Genomic DNA, 25,458 nt, shown 5'->3' with positions numbered 1-25,458 from the left:
GTCATGCGTCCCGATGGTCTTCCTGGCGCGGCGGCGTCTGCTTGCCGGCCTTCTCCTGTTCCACGTCATCCGGCAGCTCGCCTTTCTTGCGGCCGGAAAACATGGTCCACCAGATGATGAACAAAAAAATCAACAGCGCGCCGAGCGCTTCGAGCAACAACAGGGTCATGGAGCGGGTGACGGTGTGGTTGCGCCTGGCGGGGCGCAGGGTGGCATGGCCTTTGATTGTAGGCACCCTGGCGGCCTGTGCCACCCCGCCCCGGCCGGAAACCCCGCCCACCGTGCCGGTCACCCCACCGGCGCAGCCCGCGCCGGCCCCGGTGCCGACGCCTTTGCCCCCCACGGTTTCGCTGGACGAGCACTGGCCGCAGCCCGTCGTCACGCCCGAGCACGACGAATGGCGCTGGGCCGACAGCCAGCCTCTGCCGCCCCCCCTGCAGCGCGGCAAGAGCGTGTGGCAACCGGTGCGCTGGAGCGAGCTGCCTGGCTGGGGGCGCGACGCCCTGCACGAAGTCTGGAACGCCTGGCTGCGCAGTTGCGAGCGCCCGGCGCCGGTGCTCGGCGCGCTGTGCGCCGAGGTGCGCCAGCACAGCATCGCCAGCCCGCAAGAGCAGCATGCCTGGGTGATGCGGCGCTGGCAGCCCTACCGCGTTCAGGCGCCCGACGGGCAGGCCCAAGGGCTGCTGACGGGCTACTACGAGCCCGTGCTGCCCGCGCGGCGCCAGCCCGACGCCGTGCATCAGACCCCCCTGTACGCGGCGCCGCCCACCTTGCGCGCCGGCCAGCCCTGGTTCACCCGCGAGCAAATCGCCACCGACCCCGTCGCCCAGGCCCAGCTGCGCGGCCGCGAGATCGCCTGGCTGGCCGATCCGCTCGATGCCCTGCTGTTGCAAATCCAGGGTTCGGGGCGCCTCGTCATCACCGAGCCCGATGGCCGTCAGCACACCGTGCGGCTCGCTTTCGCCGCCCACAACGGCCACCCGTACCGCAGCGTCGGGCGCTGGCTGCTCGACCGCGGCTGGATCCGCGAAGGCACCTGGGAGGCCATCCGTGCCTGGGCCGCGGAAAACCCGCAGCGGGTCGATGAAATGCTCTGGAGCAACCCGCGCACCGTCTTTTTTCGCGAGGAGCCGCTGAGCGAGCTCGATGCCCAGTTCGGCCCGCGCGGCGCCCAAGGCGTGGCGCTCACGCCGGGCCGCTCCATCGCGGTCGATCGCGACAGCATTCCCTACGGCACCCCGGTGTGGATCCATTCGCCCGGCCCCTTCGCCCATGTGCGCCGGCTCGTGATGGCGCAGGACACGGGCGGTGCCATCATCGGGGCGGTGCGTGCCGATTTCTTCACCGGCTGGGGCGACGAGGCCTACACCCTGGCGGCGGGCATCAAGCAGCCGCTGCAGATGTGGGCCTTGTGGCCGCGGCCCTGAATCCGTGCCGCTCATTCCATGAAACCCTCACTTTTCAGAAGGAATGCCCATGCGCATCGGCGTACTGACCGGTGGCGGTGACTGCCCCGGCCTCAATGCGGTGATCCGCGCCGTCACCAAGTCGTTGCTGCGGCAGGCCGGCGCGCAGGTGCTGGGCATCGAAGACGGATTTGCCGGCCTCATGGCGCCCAGTCCCCGCGTGCGCGAGCTGCACTGGGACGCCGTCAGCGGCATTCTCATGCAGGGCGGCACCATCCTGGGCACCTCCAACAAGGCCAACCCCCTGGCCACGCCCGAAGCCACCGCGCAGACGCTGGCCAACGCCCAGCGCCTCGGGCTGGATGCGCTGGTCGTCATCGGCGGGGACGGCAGCATGGCCATCGCCCACGGCCTGAGCCGGCACGGGCTGCCCATCGTGGGCGTGCCCAAGACCATCGACAACGACATCGTCGGCTGCGAACGCAGCTTCGGTTTCGACACCGCCGTGGCCACCGTCACCGAGGCGCTGGAGCGCATCCAGACCACCGGGCAGAGCCACAGCCGCGTCATGATCGTCGAGACCATGGGGCGCTATGCCGGCTGGATCGCGCTGGAGGCGGGGATTGCCGGCGCGGCCGACGTGATTCTGTTGCCCGAGATCGACTACGACATCGAGGCCGTGGCCCGGGTGTGCCGGGAGCGCGAGCGGCGCGAGCGCTACACCGTGATCTGCGTTGGCGAAGGGGCCAAGCCGATCGGTGGCGCGCTCACGGTGGAGCGCCGCCTTGCCGACAGTCCGGACCCGATCCGGCTCGGCGGCGTGGCGCACGCCTTGCGCGAGCAGTTGCAGCCGCTGCTGCACAGCGAAGTCCGTGCCACGGTGCTCGGGCATGTGCAACGCGGCGGCTCGCCCACGCCGTTCGACCGGGTGCTGGCCACCCAGTTTGGCAACCAGGCCGCGCAGCTCGTCATGGCAGGGCGGCATGACCGCATGGTCACCCTCCAGCAAGGGCAGTTGGGCTGCATCGCCCTGGCCGATGTCGCGCACCAGCATCGCAGCGTGCCGCTGGATCACCCGCTGTTGCAGACCGCCCGGCAGATCGGGGTGGCCTTGGGCGAACCCTGAAGCCACTTGTCGGTTCGCCGACCCATTCGGGTATCTCCCAACCGTGTGCCGGGCACGGTTGTTGCATAGTCGAGGCTTTACATTTTTTGAGGTGTCAAGTCCATGAAACTTCGACTCATCGCGCTGTCCGCCCTGTTGGCGCTGGGGGCTGCCCATGTGCAGGCCAAAACCTTCAAATGGTCCAGCGCCAGCGACATCGCCACCTGGGACATCCATTCCCAGAACAACGCGCTGCAAAACGGCATCCACGCAGCGGTCTATGAGAGCCTGGTCTATTACAACAGCCAGACGTTCAAGATCGAGCCGATGCTGGCCACGTCCTGGACCCAGGTCTCGCCGACCCAACTGCGGGTGACCCTGCGCAGCGGGGTGAAATTCCATGACGGCTCGGAGTTCACGGCCGACGACGCGGTGTTCTCCCTGCAGCGGGCCATGGCGCCGACCTCCAACTTCACGCCCTACACCCAGGGCATCGACCGCGTGGTCAAGGTCGACAACCGCACCATCGACATCTTCACCAAGGCGTTCAACCCGGTGCTGCTCAACCAGCTCACCGAGTTGCGCATGATGAGCAAGGCGTGGGCCGAGAAGAACAACTCCGTCGCCCCCAAAGACATCAAGACGCAGGACGAGAACTTCGCCCACCGCAATGCCATGGGTACCGGGCCCTTCATGCTGCGGGAGTGGCAGCCGGATCAGCGCCTCGTGCTGGTGCGCAACCCCAACTGGTGGGGCACGGCCCCCACCAACGTGACCGAGATCGTCTACACCCCGGTCAGCGCGGTGGCCACCCGCATGGCTGCGCTGCTCTCGGGCGAGGTCGATTTCGTGCTCGATCCCAGCCCGCAGGATCTGCCCCGCATCCGCTCCAACGCCAACCTGAAGGTGCTCGACGGCATCGAAAACCGCACCATTTTCTTCGGCATGGACCAGCACCGCGACGAGCTGGTGGGCAGCGACGTCAAGGGCAAGAACCCGCTGAAAGACGTGCGCGTGCGCAAGGCCTTGTACCAGGCCATCGACGCCAACACCATCAGCCGCGTGACCATGCGTGGTCTGGGCCAACCCACCGGCGCGCTGGTGGCCCCCCAGGTGGCCGGCTGGACGGAAGGGGTGCACAAGCGCTTCCCCTTCGACGTGGAAGCCGCCCGCAAGCTGCTGGCCGATGCCGGCTATCCCAACGGCTTCGAGGTGGACTTCGCCTGTCCGAACAACCGCTACATCAACGACGAGCAAATCTGCCAGGCCGTCACGGCCATGTGGGCCCGCATCGGCGTGCGCGCCAAGCTGCGCACCATGCCGCTGGTGACGTACTTCCCCATGATCCAGCGCCACGAGGCCAGCATCTACATGCTGGGCTGGGGCGTGCCCACTTTCGATGCGCTGTATTCGCTGCAGTCGCTGGTGCGCACCCCGGGCCAGGGCGGTGACGGCAACTACAACGTGGGCCGCTACAGCAATCCCAAGATGGATGCGCTGATCGACCAGATCAAGGTCGAGATGGACCCGGCCAAGCGCACGGCCCTCATGACCGAGGCGCTGCAATTGCAAAATGACGATGTCGCGCACATCCCGCTGCACAACCAGGTCATCCCCTGGGCCATGAAGCGCAACATCGAGGTCGTGCACCGCGCCGACAACCGGATCGACTGGCGCCTGGTCAAGGTCAACTGATCCGTCAGGGATTGCGTCAACACAGGGTATCGGGCCATCAGGCCCGATACCCTTTCTGGGACCTACCGATATGCTGGCTTTCATTTTGCGAAGGCTCGGGCAGGCCGTGCTCGTCATGGTCGCCGTGGCCTTCGTTTCATTCATGCTGTTCCAATATGTGGGTGACCCGGTCATCTTCATCCTGGGGCAGGACGCAACGCCGGAGCAGGTGGCCGAGATGCGCGCCGCTCTGGGTCTGGATCAACCGTTCATCGTCCAGTTCTGGCACTTCCTGCTCAATGCCATGCAGGGCCAGTTTGGCATCAGTCTGCGACAGGGCGTACCGGTGTCGCAACTCATTGCCGAACGTTTCCCCGCGACGCTGGAGCTCGCCGTGGTGGCGGCGTTGCTGGCGCTGATCGTGGGCATCCCGATGGGGGTGTACGCGGCGCTGCGCCGCGGCTCTTTCCTCAGTCAGGTGTTCATGACCGTCTCGCTGTTGGGGGTCTCGCTGCCCACGTTCCTGATCGGCATTTTGCTGATTCTGGTGTTCGCGGTGCAACTGGGCTGGTTTCCCAGCTTTGGCCGGGGCGAAGTCACCGCGCTGGGGTGGTGGACCACGGGCCTGCTGACTGCCAAGGGCTGGCACCACATCACGTTGCCGGCGGTGACCCTGGCCATCTTCCAGCTCACCCTGATCATGCGACTGGTGCGCGCCGAGATGCTGGAGGTGCTGCGCACCGACTACATCAAGTTCGCCCGCGCCCGCGGCCTGAGCGACCGCGCCGTGCATTTCGGCCATGCGCTGAAAAACACGCTGGTGCCCGTGATGACCATCACCGGCCTGCAGCTCGGTGGGCTGATCGCGTTTGCCATCATCACCGAGACGGTGTTCCAGTGGCCCGGCATGGGGCTGCTGTTCATCCAGGCCGTCACCTTCGCCGACATCCCGGTCATGGCCGCCTATCTGTGCCTGATCGCGCTGATTTTCGTCGTCATCAACCTGATCGTTGACCTGCTGTACTTTGCCGTCGATCCGCGTCTGCGCGTGGACAAGGCTGGCGGGCATTGAGGAGGCGACCCCCATCATGATTTCCACACTCAAACGCTGGCTCGACAGTGATGTCGGCTACAGTTTCCGCACCTCTCCGACTGCGATCACGGCCGCCGTGATTGCCTTCATCTGTGTGTTTTGCGCCGCCTTCGCCCCCTGGGTGGCTCCGCACAATCCGTTCGATCTGGCCACGCTGGAATTGGGCAACGCCCGCCTGCCGCCCGCCTGGAGCGCGGACGGACGTTGGGAGTTTCCGCTCGGCACCGATGACCAAGGGCGCGACATCCTCTCGGCATTGATGTATGGCGCACGCATCTCGCTGGCCGTGGGCGTGGCTTCGGTCGTGCTGTCGGTGCTGGTCGGCGTCACGCTGGGCCTGCTCGCCGGCTTCTTCGGCGGCTGGCTCGATGCTTTCCTCATGCGCCTGTGCGACGTGATGCTGTCTTTCCCCGCCATCTTGGTGGCTTTGCTGATCGCCGGCGTGGGCCGCGCGCTGTTTCCCAACGCCCACGAGACGCTGGCCTTCGGCGTGCTGATTCTGTCGATTTCGCTGACCGGCTGGGTGCAGTACGCCCGCACGGTGCGCGGCTCCACCCTCGTGGAGCGGCAGAAGGAGTATGTGCAGGCGGCGCGCGTCATCGGCGTGGCGCCGCTGCGCATCATGCGCAAGCATGTGCTGCCCAACGTGCTCGGGCCGGTGCTGGTGCTGGCCACCATCCAGGTGGCCACGGCCATCATCACCGAAGCCACGCTGTCCTTCCTGGGCGTGGGCGCGCCGCCCACGTCGCCTTCGCTGGGCACGCTGATCCGCATCGGCAACGACTACCTGTTCTCGGGTGAGTGGTGGATCACCATCTTCCCGGGCGTGGTGCTGGTGCTGATTGCCCTGAGCGTCAACCTGCTGGGCGACTGGCTGCGCGACGCCCTCAACCCCCGACTGCGCTGAGGAGACGTCCATGAGTCTGTTGCAAGTCAAGAACCTGGTCGTCGAATTCCCGGGCCGGCGCGGCACCCTGCGCGCGCTCGACGACGTGTCCTTCGACATCGCCCCCGGTGAGATCCTGGGGGTGGTGGGTGAGTCCGGTGCCGGCAAGTCGCTGACCGGCGCCTCCATCATCGGGCTGCTGGAGCCCCCGGGGCGTGTGGCCAACGGCGAGATCCTGCTGGAAGGCCGCCGCATCGACAACCTGCCGCACGAGCAGATGCGTCAGGTGCGCGGGCGGCAGATCGGCGCGATTTTCCAGGACCCGTTGACCTCCCTGAACCCGCTGTACTCCATCGGACGCCAATTGGTGGAAACCATCATGACCCACCTGCCGGTGAGTCGGGCCGAGGCACGTCAGCGCGCCATCCAGCTGCTCAAGGACACGGGCATCCCGGCCGCCGAGGAGCGCATCGACCACTACCCGCACCAGTTCAGCGGCGGCATGCGCCAGCGCGTCGTGATTGCCCTGGCCCTGGCGGCCGAGCCCAAGCTCATCGTGGCCGACGAGCCGACGACCGCGCTGGACGTGTCCATCCAGGCGCAGATCATCACCCTGCTCAAGACCATCTGCAAGGAGCGCGGGGCGGCGGTGATGCTGATCACGCACGACATGGGCGTGATTGCTGAAACCTGCGACCGCGTGGCCGTCATGTACGCCGGCCGGGTGGCCGAAATCGGCCCGGTGCACGAGGTGATCAACCACCCGGCGCACCCCTACACCCGTGGCCTCATGAGCTGCATCCCCGACATGGATGTCGAGCGCGAGCGTCTGCACCAGATCGATGGGGCGATGCCGCGGCTCAACGCCATCCCCACGGGCTGCGCTTTCAACCCGCGTTGCGCGCACGCCTTGCCGCGTTGCACCCTTGACCGCCCCGATCTGATGCCCGCAGGCGCCACGCAGGCGGCCTGCTGGCTGCACGAGGCCGGCGGCGGCGCCGTTTCGTCCACCGCTCAACCGGAGGCCGTCGCATGAGCCTCGTCATGGAACCGATGTCCACTTCTGCCGCTTCCTCTGCCACGGCCCCGCTGGTGCAGGCCCACGACCTGACCCGCACGTTCGACGTGTCGGCCCCCTGGCTGAACCGGGTGCTGGAGCGCAAGCCGCGCCAGCTCCTGCACGCCGTCGATGGGGTGAGTTTCGAGATCCAGCGCGGCCAGACGCTGGCGCTGGTCGGGGAATCCGGCTGTGGCAAGAGCACCGTGGCGCGTCTGCTGGTGGGGTTGTATGCGCCCACCCGCGGCCGTTTCACCTTCGACGGGCAAGACGCCCATGCCGCTTACGCGACCGCCGAAGGCCGGCAATTGCGTCGCCGCATCCAGATGATCTTCCAGGACCCTTACGCCAGCCTCAATCCGCGCTGGCGCGTGGCCGACATCGTGGCCGAACCCCTGCGCGAGCATGGGCTGCTGCGCGATCCCCAGGCCATCAAGGACCGGGTGGGGGAACTGCTGCAATCGGTGGGCCTGAGCCCGCTGGACATGGTGAAGTACCCGCACCAGTTCTCCGGCGGTCAGCGCCAGCGCATCTCGATCGCCCGCGCCTTGGCCACGCATCCGGAGTTTCTGGTGTGCGACGAGCCCACCTCGGCGCTGGATGTGAGCGTGCAGGCCCAGGTGCTCAACATCATGAAAGACCTGCAGCGCCAGCAGGGGTTGACCTATCTGTTCATCAGCCACAACCTGGCGGTGGTGCGGCACGTGAGCGATCAGGTCGGCGTGATGTACTTGGGCCGCTTGGTCGAACTGGCCGACAAGAGCACCTTGTTCAACACGCCCCGCCACCCCTACACCCGGATGCTGCTCGATGCCATCCCCAAGATGCACGACACGGGCCGCGCGCGCACGCCGGTGCAGGGGGAAGTGCCCAATCCGCTCAACCCGCCGAGTGGCTGTGCGTTTCACCCACGCTGCCCCCATGCGAACGCCCGCTGCAAAGCCGAACGCCCCGCGATGCAGACCTTCCATGGGGTGCGTGTGGCTTGCCACGCGGTGGAAGAAGGCCGCATCGGCGTGTGAGGCGCTGGTGCCAGGTGCCGGTGGTCGTCAGTCGTTGGCGACCACCGCACCGTCCACGATCTTGACCTGACGACCCACAGCGAGGCCCGGGTCCTGGGCCATGCGCACGGTCTGTACCGTGCCGTTGTGCAGCCGCACGGTCACGTCGTAGCGGGTTTCCTTTTTCAAGGTCTTTTCGATTTCGCGCCCGGCATAGGCGCCTCCCACGGCCCCCAGCACCTGGGCAGCCGTGCGGCCGCTGCCTTTGCCCACTTGGCTGCCCAGCACGGCACCAGCCACGCCGCCGGCAATCATGCCGCCGACGCCGGCTTCGCCTTCCACTTCCACGGCCTGGACGGCTTGCACCACGCCACAGGTGGCGCAACTCTGGCGTTGGGCCAATGTGGGGTGGACCGCGGCGGCCCCCAGGGGCTTGTCCACTTTCACGGTTTTGCCGGCCAGTGCCAGCGTGACGCTGGCCTGGCTGCGCTCGCTGATCGAATCGCGCGTGCGGATGGTGTAGGTGCCGCTGTATTCGCCGGGTTTGACCTCGCTGAGCGTGGGGCGAACATCGGTACCGGCCAGGGTGGCCGTGGCCTGGGCGCCCGGCGTTCCGCGTACCGTCAGGGTGATTTCATGTCCGCCCGTCCAACCGGTGGCCTGGGTGGCGAAATAGTCGATGACCGGCGTGGGGGTGGCGGCCGCCACGGCTCGTTGGTGGGCGGCAGCGGTCAGCAGCGTCTGGCCGAGGACGGCCTGTGTTTCGGCGCTGCCCAAGCGCATGATGGCACGCACCTGACTGCTGTGCTTGACCTGATCCCGCACGCTGAGGGTGTAGCTGCCGTCATAGCGGCCAGGCCGGGTTTCACGCAGGGCGACGGTGTTGGTGCTGCCTTCCAGGGTCAGTGTCACCGTGGCACCGGGGGTGCCGTTGAGCTGGAACACCAGCTCCGTGCCAGGGGTCAGCTCGGTCACCTGCTGCACGGTGAAGGTCTGGATGGCGGGGCGGGTCTGTGCCACTGCGGACACACTGAACATGCACAAGGCCAATAGCGCCAGCCAGACGCGAGCGAGGGGTTGGATCATCATGGTGTTTCCTGTAGGTGCCTGGACGCAGGCATGCATGCATACGGTACCACCGGCGCGGGGCGCCTTCAAGCACTGGCGTCAACCGTTACCACTGTTACGGCTTGCTAAACGGCGCTGGCAGCGCGTCGAATGTCTCCAGCGCCAGGCACAGGTCGGCCCAGGCTTTGGCTTTTTCCGCGGGGCTGCGCAGCAAGTAGGCCGGGTGGTAGGTGACGATGACGGGCAATTCCAGCCCACCCAGGGAGGCCCGATGGACCTGGCCACGCAGTTTGCCCAAGGGCATTTGGCGAGCCGTTTCGGGAGGCAGGGTGCCCCCTTCGGCCAGCAGGGTTTGCGCGGCGAACCGGCCCATCGCCACGATGAGGCGGGGGCGCAGCAGCGCAATCTGACGCAGCAGGTAGGGGCTGCATTGCGCGATCTCGGCCGGGTCGGGGTTGCGGTTGAGCGGCGGCCGGCATTTGATGATGTTGGCGATATAGACCTTGTGCCCGCGCGCCAACCCTATGGCAGCAAGCATGCGGTCGAGGAGCTGGCCCGCCCGCCCCACGAAGGGCAGGCCCTGACGGTCCTCCTCCTCGCCCGGCGCCTCGCCCACGATGAGCCAGTCGGGCTGCGCATCGCCCATGCCGGGGACGGCCCGCTGGCGCCTTTGGCCGAGCACGCAGCGGCGGCAGTCGTGCACGCAGGCTTCCAGGCTGGGGAGGTCGGGCAGCAGGGGGGCGGGGTGTTCGGTGCCGCCGGGCGTCACAGGCGCCGCGGCCTGTGCCGCGGGGACGCCGGGGGGGCCGTGGGGAACGCGCGGGGGCGGCGGTGCGTCCACGGGTTTGGCCTCGGGCCTGGTGGGCGCCTCGGGCATGGCGCGGGTGGCCGCCTGGGCCGCGGCCGGGGGCGAGGTGGGCTCGCTGTCGGCCGGCCACCACACCGGCACGCCCATTTCCACCAGCATGGCACGCTGGCGGGGGCTGAGCCGGGGCACGCTTGGTGCCAAGATAGGAGCGGCAGACATGCGGGTCAGTGTAATGGGTCGAGCACGCGACGCATCACCACGGCGTCCTCGCGCTGGATGCCGTGGTCGGGGTAATAGCCTTTGCGCACGCCCACGGCCGCAAAGCCGCAACCCTCATACAGGGCGCGCGCCGCTTGGTTGCTGGCCCGCACCTCCAGCCACAGGGCCTGGGCGCCGCGGGTCTGCGCCCAGGCCACCAGCGCGGCCAGCATGCGGCGGGCCCAGCCACGGCGCCGGTGCAGCGGCACCGTGGTCAGGTTGAGCAGATGCACTTCCTCCACCCCTTCCATGGCCACCAGGTAGCCCAGCAGCCAGCGGCCGTCTGGCAGCGCGGGGGCATGGGTCCAGGTGGCAGGGTCCAGCGGGGGCGACGGACGCATGACCAGCATCTGCATGAGGTGGCCCTGGTGCAACGAGTCAGCAAAATGGCGCCGGCTCCAGGGATGGGCGTAAGCGGTCTTGTCCACCTCGGCGATGAGGTCGAGCACCGCGTCGGTCATGGGGGTGAAGCCGACCCGCTGGTCTGGGGGCGGCAGGGCATCGGGCCACGGGTTCATGGCTTAGGGGCGGGTGGCATGTGGCCGGGTGGGCGCAGCCGTTCGCGCTCTTCGGTGGTGAGGGCGACTTTGTCGCGCACATACAGCGGCTGGGCCGCGGCGGCGGGCACGGCGGCACCCGCTGCCCACAGGGCGGCGCTGAGGCGTAGCAAGGCTTGGGCATCGGGCCAGGCAGGGATCAGGGGCACGGTCTGCCAGGCTGTGGGCCAGCGGGAGGCGTAGCCCGATACGTTGCCCGCCAGCAGGGTGGGCGGGGTGGCGGGGCTGACTGGCCAGCCATCCGCCGTGGCCAGCGCGGGGGGGGTGCACAACCGGGCGTCTTGGACCAATGCCAGCCGCCAGCCGTCGGGCATGTCGGTGGCCGGGGTCACCGCCACGTCGGCCACATACATTTCGTCCATGCGGGCGTCCAGCGCCGCGGAGAGGCGTCCGCCAGGCCAGTCGCCGTGCTGTGCCAGCCAGCGATCCAGCGCCGCCCGAGCCACCGCCAGCAGGCCATGGACAGGAATCACGGGGATGCCGCCCGGGCGGCCCGCCACGGCCAGGCCCTGGACCACGGCGCAGGCCGTGCGCAGGCCGGTGAAGGTGCCGGGCCCGCAGCCGAAGGCGATGGCTTCGAGCTCGTCCAGGCGCCAGCCTGCCGCATCGAGCATGTCCAGGATGGCGGGCAACAGCGTGGCCGATGCCTGGGCCCCGCCTTCGGCTTCGTGGTGCAACAGCGCCGCCTGACCGGCCGCGCCCACGGCGATGCTCAGACGGTCGGTGCTGGTGTCCAAGGCCAGCACTTTGTTCGGCCAGGCCGGGGAAGAGGAGGGCGATGCGGTCATGCCGTGATTATCCGGTGCCCCGCATAATGCAGGGATGCGTGGTTGGATGACGTGGTGTCGGCGTTGGGGGTGGGCCTGCCTGCTGGGCATGCTTGTTGGGGGATGGGCGCAGGCCAGCGGACTGCCTGCCGATGTGCAGGCGGCGTTGCAGCGGGCGCAGTTGCCGCCCGACGCGCTGGCGGTGGTGGTGGCCCCGGCCGTCCCCGGCGCGCCCCCTTGGGTGAGCCACCGAGCGGGGGAGCCTGTCAACCCGGCTTCGACCATGAAGCTGGTGACCACGTTTGCCGCGCTCGACCTGCTGGGGCCTGCTCACGTGTGGCGCACCGCGGTGCTGACCGACGCCCCGGTGCAAGACGGCGTGCTGCAAGGCCACCTCTACCTCAAAGGCGGTGGCGACCCGAAACTCGTTTCGGAAAAGCTCTGGTTGCTGATGCGCCGCGTCCAGGCCCTGGGCATCACGCGCATCGCCGGCGACATCGTGGTCGATCGCAGCACCTTCGATCTGCCCCCCATCGATCCTGGCGCCTTCGACGGCGAGCCGCTGCGCCCTTACAACGCGGCCCCGGATGCCTTGCTGGTGAACTTCAAGTCGCAGGTGTTCACCTTCGTCCCCGATGCCGGCGCCGGGGTGGCCCGGGTGGGCATGGAGCCCCCCTTGGCCGGCGTGCAATGGCCGATCACGGTGCCGCTGACCGGCGGGGCCTGTGGCGACTGGCGGGCCAGTTTACGGGCCGATTTTGCCGACCCGTTGCGGCCGCGCTTTGGCGGCAGCTACCCGGCTGCTTGCGGCGAGCGCAGCTGGCCTCTGGCCCATCCGGAGCCCTCCGCCATGGCGCTGCGCGCCGTGCAGGGCATGTGGCAAGCCCTGGGCGGTCGGCTCGACGGTCAGGTGCGCGAGGGGCTGACGCCGCCGCAGGCGCAAGAGCGCATCGCCCTGGAGTCCGTGCCGCTGACCGAGGTGGTGCGCGACGTCAACAAGTTCAGCAACAACGTGATGGCGCAGCACCTGCTGTTGGCCTTGGCCCAGACCCCTGGGCGTCCGGCCACGTTCGACGCGGCGCGTGAGCGCATCGCCCAATGGTGGGGTCAGCGCATCGGCCCCGTGCCGCCTGCGCCGCTGGTGGACAACGGCGCGGGCCTCAGCCGCGATGCCCGCATCAGCGCCGATGCCTTGGCCCGGTTGCTGCAGGTGGCCTATGTGTCCCCCATGATGCCGGAGCTGATGGCGTCGTTGCCGGTCAGCGGCATGGATGGCACCTTGCGCCGCAGCGCCATGGGTGAGGGGCTGGCCCATCTGAAGACCGGCAGCCTGCGCGATGTGCAGGCCTTGGCCGGGTATGTGCACCGCCCCGACGGGCAGCGACTGGTGCTGGTGGCCATCGTCAACCACCCCAACGCCCGCGCCGCCCGACCGGCCCTGGATGCGCTGGTGCAGTGGGCGGCCAGCCGTTGATCCGAGGTGAGCCCAGGTGCCGGATGGGCCGTCAGGCTGGCGAGGCGATGTGTAACGACACGTCGGCCACGCCTTCCACGCGGCCGTGCAGGCGGTCGCCCGCCACCACCGGGCCCACGCCTTCGGGCGTGCCGGTGTAGATGAGGTCGCCCGGTTGCAGGTGGTAGTAGGTGGACAGGTCGGCGATGATTTCCGTGATGTTCCAGATCAGCTTGTCGATGTTGGACGACTGCTTGGTCACGCCGTTGACGTCTAGGCTGATGGCGCCTTGGCTCACCACCACGCCTTCCATCGGCACGATCTCGCTGCACACCGCGCCTTGCTCCACGTCTTTGCCGGTGTCCCAGGGGCGTCCCTTGTCCCGAGCCACCAGTTGCAGGTCGCGCCGGGTCATGTCCAGGCCGGCGGCATAGCCGTAAATCAGCGCCTGGGCCTCATCTGGGCTGACGCGAAAGCCCGGCCGGCCCAGCGCGACGACCAGTTCCATTTCGTAGTGATAGTTCTGGGTGCGCGGCGGGTACGGGATGGTGGCGCCGCTTTCTACCAGGGCGCTGGGCGATTTGGTGAAGTAGAACGGGTTGTCGGTGCTTTTGTCCACCGGGCGGCCCATTTCGACCGCGTGCGCATGGTAGTTGCGCCCGACGAAGAACAGGCGGTGGATGGGGAAGCGCTCCGTCTTGCCGCGGATGGGCAGGGATGGGACAGAGGGCGGGCTGAACAGGTAGGCGGTCATGTCGTCTCCAGGGGAAAGAGGGGGTCAGGCGCGCACTTCATAGACGCCGAGCTTGCGGTGCAGTGGGGACTCGTCGGCCATGAAGAGGAAGGCGGGTTGGTCGGAGCTGAGGTTGTGCAGCGTGACGGCGGTGTAGCCGGGGGCGCAGCAGGTGTCGGCCTCGGCCAGGGTGAAGGGCTGGCTGGCGCCGTCCACCGTGACTGCGGCGTTGCCTTCGATCTGGTGGAACACCTGGGCGGGCGAGCGCGCGGGCAGGCGCAGCGTCTGGCTCGGCTTGAGCATCAGCGCGTAGAAGCCCAGGATGTTCTCGGCGTCCTCGCCGGTTTCGGGGTTGATGTAGGTGACCTGCACGCACTCCAGCGCGGGTTGGTCTTCGGCCAGGGCCAGCAGGGCGGCCCGTGTGTCGGCCCAGGGGTAGCGCAGCATGGGGTAGCGCTGTTGGCTGCGCTGGAACACCGGCGTGGGCGCCACGCCGGCACGTGTCCAGGCGCGGTCGCCGCTGCCCGGCTTGACCTGCTGGCGCTCGCCATTGACGTGGTAGCTGGCTTCCATGTAGTACACCAGCGGCAGGTCCAGCACGTCCAGCCACACCACGGGCTCGGTGCCGTCGTGGCCGTGCTCGTGCCACAGGCCGGTGGGGGTGAGGATCAGGTCGCCCCGGCTCATGGGGCACTTTTCACCGTCCACGGTGGTGTAGGCGCCTTCGCCCTCGACGATCATGCGCACGGCGTTGGGCGTGTGGCGGTGGCTGGGTGCCCATTCACCGGGCAGCAGTAGCTGCATACCCAGGTACATGGCGGCGCTGGCTTGCATCTTTTCCAGGCCGTGGCCGGGGTTGGCCAGCACCAGCACGCGGCGCTCGGCTTTTTCAATCGGGGTCAGCTCCCCGGCTTTGAGCAACAAGGGCTTGAGGCTGGCGTAGGGCCAGTGGGTGGCGCGGGTCTGGCGCGTAGGGATGTGGGGGGGCAGCACGCTGCGCAGGCTGGGCCACAAGGGCACGAGGTTGAGCCGGGTCAGCGCCTCGCGGTAGTCCGCCGGCAGGTCTTCCAGTCGGCCGAGTTCTTCCATGTTCGTCTCCTCGTCAGCCCTGTTGCAGGCAGTTGCTCACATTCCAGCCGTACAGCCACTCCAACGCATCATAGAAGCGTTCTTGCGGCCGGTTCTTCCACATTTGGTTGCGGATCAGGCGCTCCACCCCGGTGGCATGGTAGATGCGGCCCATCTCGCGGCTGCTCAGCACGATGCGGCCGGTGCGCGGAACCCGGTTCTTCCGGTATAGCTCCAGCGCTGCGGCCCAGTCTTTGCCGGTCACGCGCAGGGCTTCGCCCAGGGTCACGGCATCTTCCATGGCCATGCAGGCGCCTTGGGCCATGTACTGGGTGGTGGGGTGGGCGGCGTCGCCCAGCAGGGTCACGCGGCCAAACACCCAGTTCTCGATCGGGTCTTTGTCGGCTGTGGCCCAGCGCTTCCAGCTTTTCGGCAGTTCGATGAGCTGGCGCGCCTTCGGGCTGATGCCCTGGAAGTAGCTTTCCACCTCGGCCTTGGAGCCTTCGGTCACGCCCCACTGCTCCTGCTGCCGGCTGTGGAAGGTCACCACCACGTTGTACTGTTCGCCGCCGCGCAGGGGGTAATGCACCAGGTGGCACTTGGGCCCGGCCCACAGGCTGGCGCCGTTCCACTGCAAGTCTTTCGGAAAGTCGGCCTTGTCCACCACCGCGCGGTACACCACGTGGCCGGTGACGCGGTGCGGATCGCCCACATACTGTTGGCGCACCACCGACTTCACGCCATCGGCGCCGATCAGCGCCTGGCCCACCCAGCGCTTGCCGTTCTGGTCGATGGCGGTGACGGTGCCGGCCGCTTCGTCTTGCTGAATGGCTTCGATTCGCGTGTGGGTGAAAAACTCCACCTGCCCACTGGCCTGGGCGCCTTCCAATAGCGACAGATGGACATCGGCGCGGTGGATCACGGCATAGGGGTTGCCGAAGCGCTGGCGGAAGGCTTCGCCGGTCTCGATCTTGCCCACCAGGGATTCGTCCACCGCGTCGTGCATGACCATGTAATCGGTGTACACCGCTCGGGCGCGCGCCTGCGGCCCCACCCCCAGCGCGTCAAAGGCATGGAAGGCGTTGGGGCCGAGCTGGATGCCGGCACCGATTTCGCCGATTTCGGGAGCCTGTTCAAACACCTGGACGCGAAAGCCCTGGTTGACCAAGGCGAGGGCGGCCGCCAGGCCGCCGATGCCGCCGCCAGCCACCAGGACGGGCAGGCTTTGCGGGGAGGATGTGCTCATGGCTTGTCTCCTGTGGGTGGCAAATAATCAGTACACTGACAGTAAGTGTAGTGATTAAATCGGCGGTGTGCAAGTTTTTTTGACGGGCCTGTGGCCGGTGCCGGCGCCTGTCTCGCATGCCCTAGACTGACGCCCCATGAGCGACACCCTGCCCGACACCCAGCCCATTGACACGCCCGATCCCCTTGGCCTGAATCGCCTGCCTGGTCACGCCATCCGGCGGCTGCACCAGATCGCCGTGGGCATCTTCCATCAAGAGGTCGAGGGTTTCCATCTCACGCCGTTGCAGTACGGCGCTTTGTGGACGGTGCGCGAGCAGCCCGGCATCGATCAGCGCACCTTGGCGCGGCTGATTGCGCTGGACACCTCCACCACCGCGGGCGTGGTGGACCGGCTGGAGGCCCGGGGGCTGTTGCAGCGCAGGCTGTCGGCGCAGGATCGGCGGGTGCGGCTGCTGCACATCACCGAAGCCGGGCAAGCCCTCCTGGCCGAAGCCGAGCCCGCCGTGGCGCGGGCGCAGGCGCTCATTCTGGCGCCGCTGACCGGGCCGCAGCAGCGCACGTTCATGCGCTTGCTGTTGCGACTGGTCGAAGAAAACAACGCCTTCAGCCGCGCCCCCAGCGAATGAGCCGCGGGGGCAGGCATCGCGGCGATGGGGGCGCATCGGCGGGCGGCCCCGGCAGCCGCCCACGCCCTGCGCCAGGCCCGCTCAAGCGCGGGCTTGCTGGAGGCGGTCTTGCACCTCGTCGAACGTGGCCACCACGGCGCGGGCAGGCTCGCGGTCCAGCAGGCTCGTGAGCACGATGGCCAGCGTCGCCAGCACGAAGCCGGGGACCATCTCATACAGGCCGAACCAGCCGGCCTGCTTCCACACCAGCACGGTCACTGCGCCCACCACCATGCCGGCCAGCGCGCCACGGGCGGTCATGCGGCGCCACATCAGCGACAGCAGCACCACCGGGCCGAAGGCCGCGCCAAAGCCGGCCCAGGCATAGCTGACCATGCCCAGCACGCGGCTGTTGGGGTCAGACGCCAAAGCGATGGCCAGCAGCGTCACGCCCAGCACGGTGGCGCGGCCAAACCACACCAGCTCGCGCTCGCTGGCCTGCCGGCGAACGAAGTTTTTGTAAATGTCCTGCGTCAGCGCGCTGGAGCACACCAGCAACTGGGCCGACAGCGTGCTCATGATGGCGGCCAGCACCGCGGCCAGCAGCATCCCGGCCAGCCAAGGCGAGAACAGCACCAGCGCCAGCTCGATGAACACCCGCTCGGCATTGGCCGCCACGCCACCGGCCTGGTCCGGATGGGCGGCAAAGTAGGCGCTGCCAAAGAAGCCGACGGCCACCGCACCGGCCAGGCACAGCACCATCCACGTCATGCCAATGCGACGGGCACGCGCCATGGCGCCGGCCGATTCCGCGGCCATGAAGCGCACCAGGATGTGCGGTTGGCCGAAGTAGCCCAGCCCCCAGGCCAGCAGCGACACGATGGCGATCGTGTCCAGATTGCCGATCCAATCCATGTGACCGGGGTGCGTCAGCGCGACGGCTTGCACGCTGGCCGTGGGGCCGCCCAATGCGGCCATCACCATCAGCGGCGCCAGCACCAGGGCGGTGAACATCAGCGAAGCCTGGATGGTGTCGGTCCAGCTCACGGCCAAAAAGCCGCCGATGAACACATAGGCCATGGTGCACAGCGCCCCGATCCACAGCGCCGTGCCATAGGGCAGGCCGAACATCGTCTCGAACAGACGGGCGCCGGCCACCACGCCAGAGGCGGCGTAGAGCGTGAAGAACACCAGAATCACCACGGCCGAGACGGTGCGCAGCAGGTGCGCGTGCGCGCCGAAGCGGTTGGCGAAATAATCCGGCAGCGTCAGCGCATTGCCACAGCGCTCCGAATACAGGCGCAGCCGCGCCGCCACCCAGCGCCAGTTGAGGTAGGCGCCCACGATCAGGCCGATGGCGATCCAGGCTTCCGACAGGCCCGCCAAAAAGATGGCCCCCGGCAGCCCCATAAGCAGCCAGCCGCTCATGTCGGAAGCGCCAGCGGCCAGCGCGGTCACGAAAGCGCCCAGGCGGCGGCCGCCCAGAATGTAGTCCGACAGGCTTTGCGTGGCGCGCCAGCCCAGCCATCCAATCAGCATCATGCCTGCCAGATACAGGCCAAACATCCCCAAAACGGGGCCATCCATGTTTTGCATATGAAAATCCTTGGCGCCGGTGGGTACCGGGCATGAAGACGGGCGCTCGTGGCGCCCGTTCCGATGGTTGACAAAGGCACGAATGCTATCCATCCGCCCAGGGCTCCATGGCGCGAATTAGGGTTTACCCTAGGTATGTATGCGGTGAATTGCATCGGCCATCAGATGTGCTAATGCTGTGCCACAATCGCCGGATGAGCACAGCAGACGTCACGCCCCTGATGGAAACCTTGGGCCGCCATGCCCGTGCGGCGGCTTTCGAGATGGCCCGAGCCTCCGCCCAGGCGAAAAACCGGGCGCTGCGTGGCTTGGCGGCGCTGCTGCGTGACCATGCCGAGCCTTTGCAGGCCCACAATGCCCGCGACATCGACCGCGCCCGCGCCGTGGGCCTCAGCGACCCGATGGTGGACCGCCTCAAGCTCACGCCCCAGGTGATCGAGACCTGCGCCCAGGGCTGCGAGCAGCTCGCCGCCATGCCGGACCTCATCGGCGAGATCATCGGCCTGCAGCAGCAGCCCAGCGGCATCCGCGTCGGGCAGATGCGCGTGCCCATCGGCGTCTTCGGCATGATCTACGAGAGCCGCCCCAACGTCACGATCGAGGCGGCAAGCCTCTCGATCAAGAGCGGCAACGCCTGCATCCTGCGCGGCGGCTCTGAAGCCATCGACAGCAACCGGGCGCTGGCCGCGCTGGTGCAGCAGGCGCTGCAGCAGGCCGGCCTGCCGCCCGAAGCGGTGCAACTCGTGCCCACCACCGACCGCGAGGCCGTCGGCCGCCTGATCGCGATGCCGCAGTATGTGGACGTCATCATCCCGCGCGGTGGCAAGGGCCTGATCGAGCGCATCAGCCGCGAGGCCAAGGTGCCGGTCATCAAACACCTGGACGGCAACTGCCACACTTACGTGGACGACCCGTGCGACCTGGACATGGCCGTGCGCGTCACCGACAACGCCAAGACGCAGAAATACAGCCCCTGCAACGCCACCGAGAGCCTGCTGGTGGCGCGCGGGGTGGCGGCGGCTTTCCTGCCGCGCATCGGCGCGGTGTTCGCCGCCAAGGGGGTGGAGATGCGCTGCTGCCCCGAGGCCAAGGCGCTGCTGGCTGGCGTGCCGGGCGCGCTGCTGAAGGACGCCACCGAGCAGGACTGGTTTGAGGAGTACCTGGCGCCGATCATCAGCGTCAAGGTGGTGGCCGGGCTGGATGAGGCGATCGCCCACATCAACCGTTATTCCAGCCACCACACCGAGGCCATCCTGACCACCGACCACCGGCACGCGCAGCGTTTCCTGCGCGAGGTCGATTCCAGCAGCGTGATGGTCAACGCCAGCACGCGCTTCGCCGACGGCTTCGAGTACGGGCTGGGCGCCGAGATCGGCATTTCCACCGACAAGTTCCATGCCCGCGGCCCGGTGGGCGTGGCGGGGCTGACTTCGCTCAAGTACGTGGTGCTGGGCGACGGGGAAGTGCGGGGCTGAGGCGGGCCCCATGCCGTCAAACGCCTGTCACGGGCGGTTTGCGATAATCGGGCGTTTTGCCGACAGGCCGATGTCCGAGACCGTCCATGATCCAGACACCGTATTACCTCATCGACAAAACCCGGCTGCTGCCCAACCTGGAAAAAATCGCCTGGCTGCGGCAAGCCAGCGGCGCCAAATCGTTGCTGGCGCTCAAGTGCTTCGCCACCTGGGCCGTGTTCGACTTCATGGCCCAGTACATGGACGGCACGACCAGCTCGTCGTTGTACGAAGTGCGCTTGGGCCGCGAGAAATTCCCGGGTGAGACGCACGCCTACTCGGTGGCTTGGGCCGACCACGAAATCGACGAAGTGCTGGGCCATTGCGACAAGATCATCTTCAACACCCTGGGGCAATTGCGCCGCTTCGAGGCGGCGTCTCGCGGCCGGGTGCGGGGGCTGCGCGTCAACCCCGGCGTGAGCTCGTCCAGCTACGACCTGGCCGATCCGGCGCGGCCGTTCTCGCGTCTGGGCGAGCATGAGCCGGCCGCCATCGAGCAGGCCCTCGACGAGATCGGCGGCATCAGCGGCTTCATGTTCCACAACAACTGCGAAAACGGTCGTCTGGACCGTTTCAGCGACATGCTCGACCACATCGAGCGCCGCTTTGGCCACCTGATCCGGCGCATGGACTGGATCAGCCTGGGCGGCGGCATCGCCTTCACCCATCCGGATTACCCACTGGCCGGCCTGGCCGAACGGCTCAAGCGCTTCGCGGGCGAGTACGGCGTGCAGGTCTATCTGGAGCCGGGCGAAGCTGCGGTTCTCAACTCCACCACGCTGGAAGTGACCGTGCTCGACACGCTGCACAACGGCAAGCACCTGGCCATCGTGGACAGCTCCATCGAAGCGCACATGCTGGATTTGCTGGTGTACCGCTACAGCGGCCGCATCGAGCCCAACCGTGGCGAGCACGTGTGGATGGTGTGTGGCAAGTCCTGCCTGGCCGGTGACATTTTTGGGGAATTCCGCTTCGAGCGGCCCCTGCAAGTGGGCGACCGCCTCTCCATCGAGGATGCGGCCGCCTACACCATGGTCAAGAAAAACTGGTTCAACGGCGTGAAGATGCCAGCCATCGCGGTGCGCGAGCTCGATGGGCAGGTGCGGCTGGTGCGCGATTTCGGTTACGACGATTTCGCCGCCGCTCTGTCGTGAGCCGCCAGGCCCCAGCGGCCGGCCAGCCCCAGGCACCGGCCCGATCCCGGTTTTCCTCAACCCCCTCCGACGAAAGGACAACGACATGAAGCGCAATGTGCTCATCATCGGCGCCGGTGGCGTGGCCCAGGTGGCAGCGCACAAGTGTGCGCAGCACAACGACGTGTTGGGCGACATCCACATCGCTTCGCGCACGCTGGCCAAGTGCGAGGCCATCATCGCGTCGGTCCAGGCCAAGGGCAGCCTGAAGGTGCCTGGCGTGCTGCAGGCCCACCAAGTCGATGCCATGGACAGCGCCGCCGTGGCCGCCTTGATCCGGCGCACAGGCGCCCAGATCGTCATCAACCTGGGCAGCGCGTTCGTCAACATGTCGGTGCTGGAGGCGTGCATCGACACCGGCGTGGCCTACATGGACACGGCCATACACGAAGACCCGCTCAAGGTCTGCGAAACCCCGCCGTGGTACGCCAACCATGAGTGGAAGCGCCGCCAGCGCTGCGCCGATGCCGGGGTGACGGCCATCCTGGGCGTCGGGTTCGACCCCGGCGTCGTCAACGCCTATGCCCGGCTGGCCGAAGACCGCTTTTGCGACACCATCGCCAGCATCGACATCATCGACATCAACGCCGGCAGCCACGGCCGCTACTTCGCCACCAATTTCGACCCCGAGATCAACTTTCGCGAGTTCACCGGCACGGTCTATTCGTGGCAAAACGGGCAATGGCAGACCCACCGCATGTTCGAAGTCAGCCAGACCTGGGACTTGCCGGTGGTCGGCGCCCAAAAAGCCTACCTGACCGGGCACGACGAACTGCACTCCCTGTCGGCCCGCTACCCACACGCCGACTTGCGATTCTGGATGGGCTTTGGCGACCACTACATCAACGTCTTTACTGTGCTCAAGAACCTGGGCCTGTTGTCCGAGCAGCCGGTGAAAACCGCTGAAGGGCTGGAAGTGGTGCCGCTCAAAGTCGTCAAGGCCGTGCTGCCTGACCCCGCCAGCCTGGCCCCGACCTATACCGGCAAGACCTGCATCGGCGATTGGGTCAAAGGCACCAAGAACGGGCAGCCGGTCGAAGTCTTCATCTACAACGTGGCCGACCATGCCCAAGCCTACGCCGAAGTGGGCAGTCAGGCCATCTCCTACACCGCGGGCGTGCCGCCCGTGGCAGCGGCGCTCCTGATTGCCGAAGGCACCTGGGACGCCCGCACCATGGTCAACGTCGAGGAACTCGACCCCGCCCCCTTCCTGCGCCTGATGGACCGCATGGGCCTGCCCACGCGCGTGCGCGACGCGCAGGGCGACCGCCCTTGGGATGCCTGAGCGCCACCCGCCGGGTGATGGTGTGCCGCTGTGGCGTGGCGCGCCCGCTCCGGTGGCGGGATAATCGGCCCATGATGCATCGCAAACACCGGGTCGTCGTCGGCTTGTCCGGCGGCGTGGATTCCGCCGTCAGCGCCTACCTGCTCAAGCAGCAGGGGCATGAGGTCGTGGGTATCTTCATGAAGAACTGGGAAGATGACGACGACAGCGACTACTGCTCCAGCCGGCAGGACTGGCTGGACGCGGCCAGCGTGGCCGACGTGATCGGCATCGACATCGAGCACGTCAATTTTGCTGCCGAGTACAAGGACCGCGTGTTTGCCGAGTTTCTGCGCGAATACCAGGCCGGCCGCACGCCCAACCCCGACATCCTGTGCAATGCGGAAATCAAGTTCAAGGCGTTCCTGGACCATGCGATGCGCCTGGGCGCGGAGAAGATCGCCACCGGCCACTATGCCCGGGTGCGCCACAACCCGCAGACCGGCCTGCACGAGCTGCTCAAGGGCTGCGACCCGCTGAAGGACCAGAGCTACTTCCTGCACCGCCTCAATCAGGCGCAACTGAGCAAAACCCTGTTTCCGGTGGGCGAGCTGCCCAAGACCGAGGTGCGGCGCATCGCCGCCGAGATCGGCCTGCCCAATGCCAAGAAAAAGGACTCCACCGGCATCTGCTTCATTGGCGAGCGGCCGTTTCGCGAATTCCTCAACCGCTACATCCAGAAGGCGCCCGGCCCCATCCGCGACGATCAGGGGCGCGAAATTGGGCAGCACGTGGGCCTGAGCTTCTACACCCTGGGGCAGCGTCAGGGCCTGGGCATCGGCGGCATCAAGGCGCAGGGCCAAGCCAAGGGCGGCAGCGATCATGCCCCCTGGTTCGTCGCCCACAAGGATGTGCCGCACAACACCCTCTGGGTGGTGCAAGGGCATGACCATCCGTGGCTGTTGTCGCCGCGCTTGCAGGCGCAAGACCTCAGCTGGATCGCCGGCGTGCCGCCCGCGCCGGGCCGTTACGCGGCCAAGACCCGCTACCGGCAAGCCGATGCGGCTTGCCGCCTGAGCCTCGGGGCCGATGGGGCGGCGTGGCTGGATTTCGACCAGCCGCAGTGGGCGGTCACGCCCGGGCAAAGCGCCGTGCTCTACGATGGCGACGTGTGCCTGGGCGGTGGCGTCATCCACAGCGCCAGCGCCACCGACCGGCCCTTGCCGCCAGCGGCCCCCGCCACCGTCCGGCGGCCGCGGCGCCGGGTGCCTGCCGCGCCGGCCGTCGGCCGACCCTGAAAACGCAAGCCCGCCTTGGCTGGCGGGCTTGCAGGGTATCAGGCTCTCACTCGATGGCCTTGGTCATGTCTTCCACAACCTTTTTCGCGTCGCCAAAGACCATCATCGTCTTGTCCATGTAGAACAGCTCGTTGTCCAGCCCGGCGTAGCCGGTGGCCATGGAGCGCTTGTTCACGATCACGGTCTTGGCCTTGTACGCCTCCAGAATCGGCATGCCGTAGATGGAGCTGCCTTTTTGCAGCGCGGCCGGGTTGACCACGTCGTTGGCACCCAGGATGATGGCCACGTCGGCCTGGCCGAATTCGGGGTTGATGTCTTCCATCTCGAAGACCTGGTCGTACGGCACTTCGGCCTCGGCCAGCAGCACGTTCATGTGGCCCGGCATGCGGCCGGCCACCGGGTGGATGGCGTATTTCACCGTGATGCCCTTGTGCGTGAGCTTCTCGGCCAGTTCCTTGACCGCATGCTGGGCGCGCGCCACGGCCAGGCCATAGCCCGGCACGATGATGACCGTCTCGGCGTTGCTCAGGATGAAGGCGGCGTCGTCGGCGCTGCCGCTCTTGGCGGTGCGCTGCACCCCGCCGCTGCCGGCCGCCGCAGACGACTCACCCCCGAAGCCGCCCAGGATCACGTTGAAGAACGAGCGGTTCATCGCCTTGCACATGATGTAGCTCAGGATGGCGCCCGAGCTGCCCACCAGCGAGCCCGCGATGATCAGCATGGAGTTGTTGAGGCTGAAGCCGATGCCCGCCGCCGCCCAGCCCGAGTAGCTGTTGAGCATGGACACCACCACCGGCATGTCGGCTCCGCCGATGGGGATGATGATGAGCACGCCCAGCACGAAGGCGATGGCCGTCAGCACGAAGAAGGCCGTCCAGCTGCCGGTGGCGGCGAAGTACAGGCCCAGCGCCAGCACCGCCAGGCCGAGCGCCAGGTTGAGCAGGTGCTGGCCGGCAAAGACGACCGGCGCGCCCTGGAACAAGCGGAACTTGTACTTGCCCGAGAGCTTGCCAAACGCAATCACCGAGCCGCTGAAGGTGATGGCGCCGATGGCCGACCCCAGGAACAGCTCGATCTTGTTGCCGAAGGGGATCTCCGCCCCTTTGTCGGCGATGCCAAAGGCCCAGGGCTCGGCCACCACCGCAATGGCGATGCACACCGCCGACATGCCGATCATGCTGTGCATGAAGGCCACCAGCTCGGGCATCTTGGTCATCTCCACGCGCCGCGCCAGCAGGGTGCCGAACGCCCCCCCGGCCAACAAGCCCAGCACGATCCACCCCAGGCCCTGCGCGGCGCTGACCGACATTTGTTCGGCCAGGGTGACGATCAGGCCGATGGTGGTCAGGATGGCGATACCCATCCCCGTCATGCCGAACACGTTGCCGCGGATGGAGGTGGTCGGGTGGCTCAGGCCCTTCAAGGCCTGGATGAAGCACACCGAAGCCACCAGGTACAGCAGTACCACGAGGTTCATGCTCATTGCGCACCCCCGTTCTTGGGCTCGGCCTTGCGTTCTTTTTTCTTGAACATTTCCAGCATCCGGCGCGTCACCAGAAAGCCGCCGAACACGTTGACGGCGGCCAGCGCCACGGCCAGCACGCCCATGGTTTTGCCCAGGCCGGTTTCGGTGAGCGCGGCGGCCAGCATGGCGCCCACGATCACGATGGCCGAAATGGCGTTGGTCACCGACATCAGCGGGGTGTGCAGCGCCGGCGTGACGTTCCAGACCACGTGGTAGCCCACGTAAATGGCCAGCACGAAGATGATGAGGTTGAAGACGATCGGGGAGATGGCATCCATGAA

24 protein-coding genes are annotated in these 25,458 nt (G+C 67.4%); 13 read left to right on the top strand and 11 right to left on the bottom strand.

Features of this window, described 5'->3' with window-relative positions; genetic code table 11:
* Position 1: 1 nt before the first annotated feature.
* A complete protein-coding gene (locus DFR43_RS13605) occupies positions 2-169 on the bottom strand; it encodes a hypothetical protein (protein WP_164499692.1) in 168 nt (55 codons plus the stop codon).
* Between DFR43_RS13605 and mltA the strand changes: the two genes are divergently transcribed.
* The 7 genes from mltA to DFR43_RS03300 all read left to right on the top strand — a co-directional run bounded on the left by mltA (position 102) and on the right by DFR43_RS03300 (position 8,243).
* On the top strand, positions 102-1,427 hold the full coding sequence (gene mltA, locus DFR43_RS03330) for a murein transglycosylase A (protein ID WP_133595947.1): 1,326 nt from the start codon (positions 102-104) through the stop codon (positions 1,425-1,427). The two genes, DFR43_RS13605 and mltA, sit on opposite strands and share 68 nt — an antisense overlap.
* A 49-nt stretch (positions 1,428-1,476) precedes the next feature.
* A complete protein-coding gene (locus tag DFR43_RS03325) occupies positions 1,477-2,532 on the top strand; it encodes a 6-phosphofructokinase (RefSeq protein WP_133595946.1) in 1,056 nt (351 codons plus the stop codon).
* 102 nt (positions 2,533-2,634) lie between these two features.
* Positions 2,635-4,206 carry an ABC transporter substrate-binding protein gene (locus tag DFR43_RS03320; protein ID WP_133595945.1) on the top strand — a complete coding sequence of 524 codons (1,572 nt, stop codon included), beginning with the start codon at positions 2,635-2,637 and terminating at the stop codon, positions 4,204-4,206.
* Between the two features lie 70 nt (positions 4,207-4,276).
* Positions 4,277-5,257, top strand: coding sequence for an ABC transporter permease (locus tag DFR43_RS03315; RefSeq protein ID WP_133595944.1), 981 nt, complete (start codon positions 4,277-4,279; stop codon positions 5,255-5,257).
* A 16-nt stretch (positions 5,258-5,273) separates the two neighbouring features.
* Positions 5,274-6,185 (top strand): ABC transporter permease, encoded by a 912-nt coding sequence (locus tag DFR43_RS03310; RefSeq protein ID WP_133595943.1) that lies wholly within the window; start codon positions 5,274-5,276, stop codon positions 6,183-6,185.
* Between the two features lie 10 nt (positions 6,186-6,195).
* Positions 6,196-7,200, top strand: a complete 1,005-nt coding sequence (locus DFR43_RS03305) for an ABC transporter ATP-binding protein (protein ID WP_133595942.1) — start codon at positions 6,196-6,198, stop codon at positions 7,198-7,200.
* Entirely contained in the window at positions 7,197-8,243 is a 1,047-nt protein-coding gene (locus DFR43_RS03300; protein ID WP_245988814.1) for an ABC transporter ATP-binding protein, read from the top strand. Before DFR43_RS03305 ends, DFR43_RS03300 begins: the two co-directional genes overlap by 4 nt.
* A 27-nt stretch (positions 8,244-8,270) precedes the next feature.
* On the opposite strand, the gene DFR43_RS03295 is transcribed toward DFR43_RS03300, so the two are convergent.
* The 4 genes from DFR43_RS03295 to tsaB form a co-directional block, all read right to left on the bottom strand.
* A complete protein-coding gene (locus DFR43_RS03295) occupies positions 8,271-9,311 on the bottom strand; it encodes an outer membrane lipoprotein (RefSeq protein ID WP_164499691.1) in 1,041 nt (346 codons plus the stop codon).
* Between the two features lie 94 nt (positions 9,312-9,405).
* The gene (locus DFR43_RS03290) at positions 9,406-10,317 is read right to left on the bottom strand and encodes a uracil-DNA glycosylase (protein ID WP_133595940.1); all 912 of its coding nucleotides are present in this window, start codon (positions 10,315-10,317) and stop codon (positions 9,406-9,408) included.
* A 5-nt stretch (positions 10,318-10,322) separates the two neighbouring features.
* On the bottom strand, positions 10,323-10,874 hold the full coding sequence (locus DFR43_RS03285) for a GNAT family N-acetyltransferase (protein WP_133595939.1): 552 nt from the start codon (positions 10,872-10,874) through the stop codon (positions 10,323-10,325).
* Complete coding sequence (tsaB, locus tag DFR43_RS03280) at positions 10,871-11,701, bottom strand: tRNA (adenosine(37)-N6)-threonylcarbamoyltransferase complex dimerization subunit type 1 TsaB (RefSeq protein ID WP_133595938.1); 831 nt, start codon at positions 11,699-11,701, stop codon at positions 10,871-10,873. The genes DFR43_RS03285 and tsaB overlap by 4 nt, the downstream gene beginning before the upstream one ends.
* Before the next feature lie 46 nt (positions 11,702-11,747).
* Between tsaB and dacB the strand changes: the two genes are divergently transcribed.
* Complete coding sequence (gene dacB / locus DFR43_RS03275) at positions 11,748-13,154, top strand: D-alanyl-D-alanine carboxypeptidase/D-alanyl-D-alanine endopeptidase (RefSeq protein ID WP_245988813.1); 1,407 nt, start codon at positions 11,748-11,750, stop codon at positions 13,152-13,154.
* 31 nt (positions 13,155-13,185) lie between these two features.
* On the opposite strand, the gene DFR43_RS03270 is transcribed toward dacB, so the two are convergent.
* Genes DFR43_RS03270 through DFR43_RS03260 form a run of 3 tightly spaced genes read right to left on the bottom strand, consistent with a single transcriptional unit; the run spans position 13,186 to position 16,180 of the window.
* Positions 13,186-13,887, bottom strand: coding sequence for a fumarylacetoacetate hydrolase family protein (locus tag DFR43_RS03270; protein WP_133595936.1), 702 nt, complete (start codon positions 13,885-13,887; stop codon positions 13,186-13,188).
* Between the two features lie 24 nt (positions 13,888-13,911).
* Positions 13,912-14,955: a cupin domain-containing protein gene (locus DFR43_RS03265; RefSeq protein ID WP_133595935.1), complete on the bottom strand. Its 1,044-nt coding sequence runs from the start codon at positions 14,953-14,955 to the stop codon at positions 13,912-13,914.
* Positions 14,956-14,968: 13 nt separating this feature from the next.
* Positions 14,969-16,180 carry a 3-hydroxybenzoate 6-monooxygenase gene (locus DFR43_RS03260; RefSeq protein WP_133595934.1) on the bottom strand — a complete coding sequence of 404 codons (1,212 nt, stop codon included), beginning with the start codon at positions 16,178-16,180 and terminating at the stop codon, positions 14,969-14,971.
* Between the two features lie 136 nt (positions 16,181-16,316).
* Between DFR43_RS03260 and DFR43_RS03255 the strand changes: the two genes are divergently transcribed.
* Positions 16,317-16,808, top strand: a complete 492-nt coding sequence (locus DFR43_RS03255) for a MarR family winged helix-turn-helix transcriptional regulator (protein ID WP_133595933.1) — start codon at positions 16,317-16,319, stop codon at positions 16,806-16,808.
* An 81-nt stretch (positions 16,809-16,889) separates the two neighbouring features.
* Here the strand turns inward: DFR43_RS03255 and putP are convergent, their stop codons facing one another.
* Positions 16,890-18,383, bottom strand: a complete 1,494-nt coding sequence (gene putP, locus DFR43_RS03250) for a sodium/proline symporter PutP (RefSeq protein ID WP_211338591.1) — start codon at positions 18,381-18,383, stop codon at positions 16,890-16,892.
* Between the two features lie 173 nt (positions 18,384-18,556).
* Here putP and DFR43_RS03245 point away from each other — a divergent pair, with 173 nt between their 5' ends.
* The 4 genes from DFR43_RS03245 (at position 18,557) to mnmA (ending at position 23,652) form a co-directional block, all read left to right on the top strand.
* Positions 18,557-19,858 carry a glutamate-5-semialdehyde dehydrogenase gene (locus DFR43_RS03245; protein WP_484421919.1) on the top strand — a complete coding sequence of 434 codons (1,302 nt, stop codon included), beginning with the start codon at positions 18,557-18,559 and terminating at the stop codon, positions 19,856-19,858.
* Between the two features lie 86 nt (positions 19,859-19,944).
* Positions 19,945-21,051 carry a carboxynorspermidine decarboxylase gene (locus tag DFR43_RS03240; RefSeq protein WP_211338590.1) on the top strand — a complete coding sequence of 369 codons (1,107 nt, stop codon included), beginning with the start codon at positions 19,945-19,947 and terminating at the stop codon, positions 21,049-21,051.
* A gap of 85 nt (positions 21,052-21,136) precedes the next feature.
* Complete coding sequence (locus DFR43_RS03235) at positions 21,137-22,375, top strand: saccharopine dehydrogenase family protein (RefSeq protein ID WP_133595930.1); 1,239 nt, start codon at positions 21,137-21,139, stop codon at positions 22,373-22,375.
* Positions 22,376-22,449: 74 nt separating this feature from the next.
* Positions 22,450-23,652 carry a tRNA 2-thiouridine(34) synthase MnmA gene (mnmA, locus tag DFR43_RS03230; RefSeq protein WP_133596112.1) on the top strand — a complete coding sequence of 401 codons (1,203 nt, stop codon included), beginning with the start codon at positions 22,450-22,452 and terminating at the stop codon, positions 23,650-23,652.
* Between the two features lie 46 nt (positions 23,653-23,698).
* Here mnmA and DFR43_RS03225 read toward each other — a convergent pair whose 3' ends face one another.
* Together DFR43_RS03225 and DFR43_RS03220 are read right to left on the bottom strand one after the other, a co-directional pair.
* The gene (locus DFR43_RS03225; RefSeq protein ID WP_133595929.1) at positions 23,699-25,135 is read right to left on the bottom strand and encodes an NAD(P)(+) transhydrogenase (Re/Si-specific) subunit beta; all 1,437 of its coding nucleotides are present in this window, start codon (positions 25,133-25,135) and stop codon (positions 23,699-23,701) included.
* Complete coding sequence (locus tag DFR43_RS03220) at positions 25,132-25,455, bottom strand: NAD(P) transhydrogenase subunit alpha part 2 (RefSeq protein WP_133595928.1); 324 nt, start codon at positions 25,453-25,455, stop codon at positions 25,132-25,134. Before DFR43_RS03220 ends, DFR43_RS03225 begins: the two co-directional genes overlap by 4 nt.
* Positions 25,456-25,458: the final 3 nt, after the last annotated feature.

Origin of the sequence: Tepidicella xavieri, from assembly GCF_004363315.1 — a bacterium.
In the GTDB taxonomy this organism is placed as follows: domain Bacteria; phylum Pseudomonadota; class Gammaproteobacteria; order Burkholderiales; family Burkholderiaceae_C; genus Tepidicella; species Tepidicella xavieri.
This window is presented reverse-complemented; position numbering and strand designations above follow the sequence as displayed.

What these genes read in the sequence shown, in the direction of transcription:
- mltA (WP_133595947.1), top strand. Translation starts at nt 102, where the DNA reads ATGGTCCACCAGATGATGAACAAAAAAATCAACAGCGCGCCGAGCGCT.
- DFR43_RS13605 (WP_164499692.1), bottom strand. Translation starts at nt 169, where the DNA reads ATGACCCTGTTGTTGCTCGAAGCGCTCGGCGCGCTGTTGATTTTTTTG.
- DFR43_RS03325 (WP_133595946.1), top strand. Translation starts at nt 1,477, where the DNA reads ATGCGCATCGGCGTACTGACCGGTGGCGGTGACTGCCCCGGCCTCAAT.
- DFR43_RS03320 (WP_133595945.1), top strand. Translation starts at nt 2,635, where the DNA reads ATGAAACTTCGACTCATCGCGCTGTCCGCCCTGTTGGCGCTGGGGGCT.
- DFR43_RS03315 (WP_133595944.1), top strand. Translation starts at nt 4,277, where the DNA reads ATGCTGGCTTTCATTTTGCGAAGGCTCGGGCAGGCCGTGCTCGTCATG.
- DFR43_RS03310 (WP_133595943.1), top strand. Translation starts at nt 5,274, where the DNA reads ATGATTTCCACACTCAAACGCTGGCTCGACAGTGATGTCGGCTACAGT.
- DFR43_RS03305 (WP_133595942.1), top strand. Translation starts at nt 6,196, where the DNA reads ATGAGTCTGTTGCAAGTCAAGAACCTGGTCGTCGAATTCCCGGGCCGG.
- DFR43_RS03300 (WP_245988814.1), top strand. Translation starts at nt 7,197, where the DNA reads ATGAGCCTCGTCATGGAACCGATGTCCACTTCTGCCGCTTCCTCTGCC.
- DFR43_RS03295 (WP_164499691.1), bottom strand. Translation starts at nt 9,311, where the DNA reads ATGATGATCCAACCCCTCGCTCGCGTCTGGCTGGCGCTATTGGCCTTG.
- DFR43_RS03290 (WP_133595940.1), bottom strand. Translation starts at nt 10,317, where the DNA reads ATGTCTGCCGCTCCTATCTTGGCACCAAGCGTGCCCCGGCTCAGCCCC.
- DFR43_RS03285 (WP_133595939.1), bottom strand. Translation starts at nt 10,874, where the DNA reads ATGAACCCGTGGCCCGATGCCCTGCCGCCCCCAGACCAGCGGGTCGGC.
- tsaB (WP_133595938.1), bottom strand. Translation starts at nt 11,701, where the DNA reads ATGACCGCATCGCCCTCCTCTTCCCCGGCCTGGCCGAACAAAGTGCTG.
- dacB (WP_245988813.1), top strand. Translation starts at nt 11,748, where the DNA reads ATGACGTGGTGTCGGCGTTGGGGGTGGGCCTGCCTGCTGGGCATGCTT.
- DFR43_RS03270 (WP_133595936.1), bottom strand. Translation starts at nt 13,887, where the DNA reads ATGACCGCCTACCTGTTCAGCCCGCCCTCTGTCCCATCCCTGCCCATC.
- DFR43_RS03265 (WP_133595935.1), bottom strand. Translation starts at nt 14,955, where the DNA reads ATGGAAGAACTCGGCCGACTGGAAGACCTGCCGGCGGACTACCGCGAG.
- DFR43_RS03260 (WP_133595934.1), bottom strand. Translation starts at nt 16,180, where the DNA reads ATGAGCACATCCTCCCCGCAAAGCCTGCCCGTCCTGGTGGCTGGCGGC.
- DFR43_RS03255 (WP_133595933.1), top strand. Translation starts at nt 16,317, where the DNA reads ATGAGCGACACCCTGCCCGACACCCAGCCCATTGACACGCCCGATCCC.
- putP (WP_211338591.1), bottom strand. Translation starts at nt 18,383, where the DNA reads ATGCAAAACATGGATGGCCCCGTTTTGGGGATGTTTGGCCTGTATCTG.
- DFR43_RS03245 (WP_484421919.1), top strand. Translation starts at nt 18,557, where the DNA reads ATGCTGTGCCACAATCGCCGGATGAGCACAGCAGACGTCACGCCCCTG.
- DFR43_RS03240 (WP_211338590.1), top strand. Translation starts at nt 19,945, where the DNA reads ATGATCCAGACACCGTATTACCTCATCGACAAAACCCGGCTGCTGCCC.
- DFR43_RS03235 (WP_133595930.1), top strand. Translation starts at nt 21,137, where the DNA reads ATGAAGCGCAATGTGCTCATCATCGGCGCCGGTGGCGTGGCCCAGGTG.
- mnmA (WP_133596112.1), top strand. Translation starts at nt 22,450, where the DNA reads ATGCATCGCAAACACCGGGTCGTCGTCGGCTTGTCCGGCGGCGTGGAT.
- DFR43_RS03225 (WP_133595929.1), bottom strand. Translation starts at nt 25,135, where the DNA reads ATGAGCATGAACCTCGTGGTACTGCTGTACCTGGTGGCTTCGGTGTGC.
- DFR43_RS03220 (WP_133595928.1), bottom strand. Translation starts at nt 25,455, where the DNA reads ATGGATGCCATCTCCCCGATCGTCTTCAACCTCATCATCTTCGTGCTG.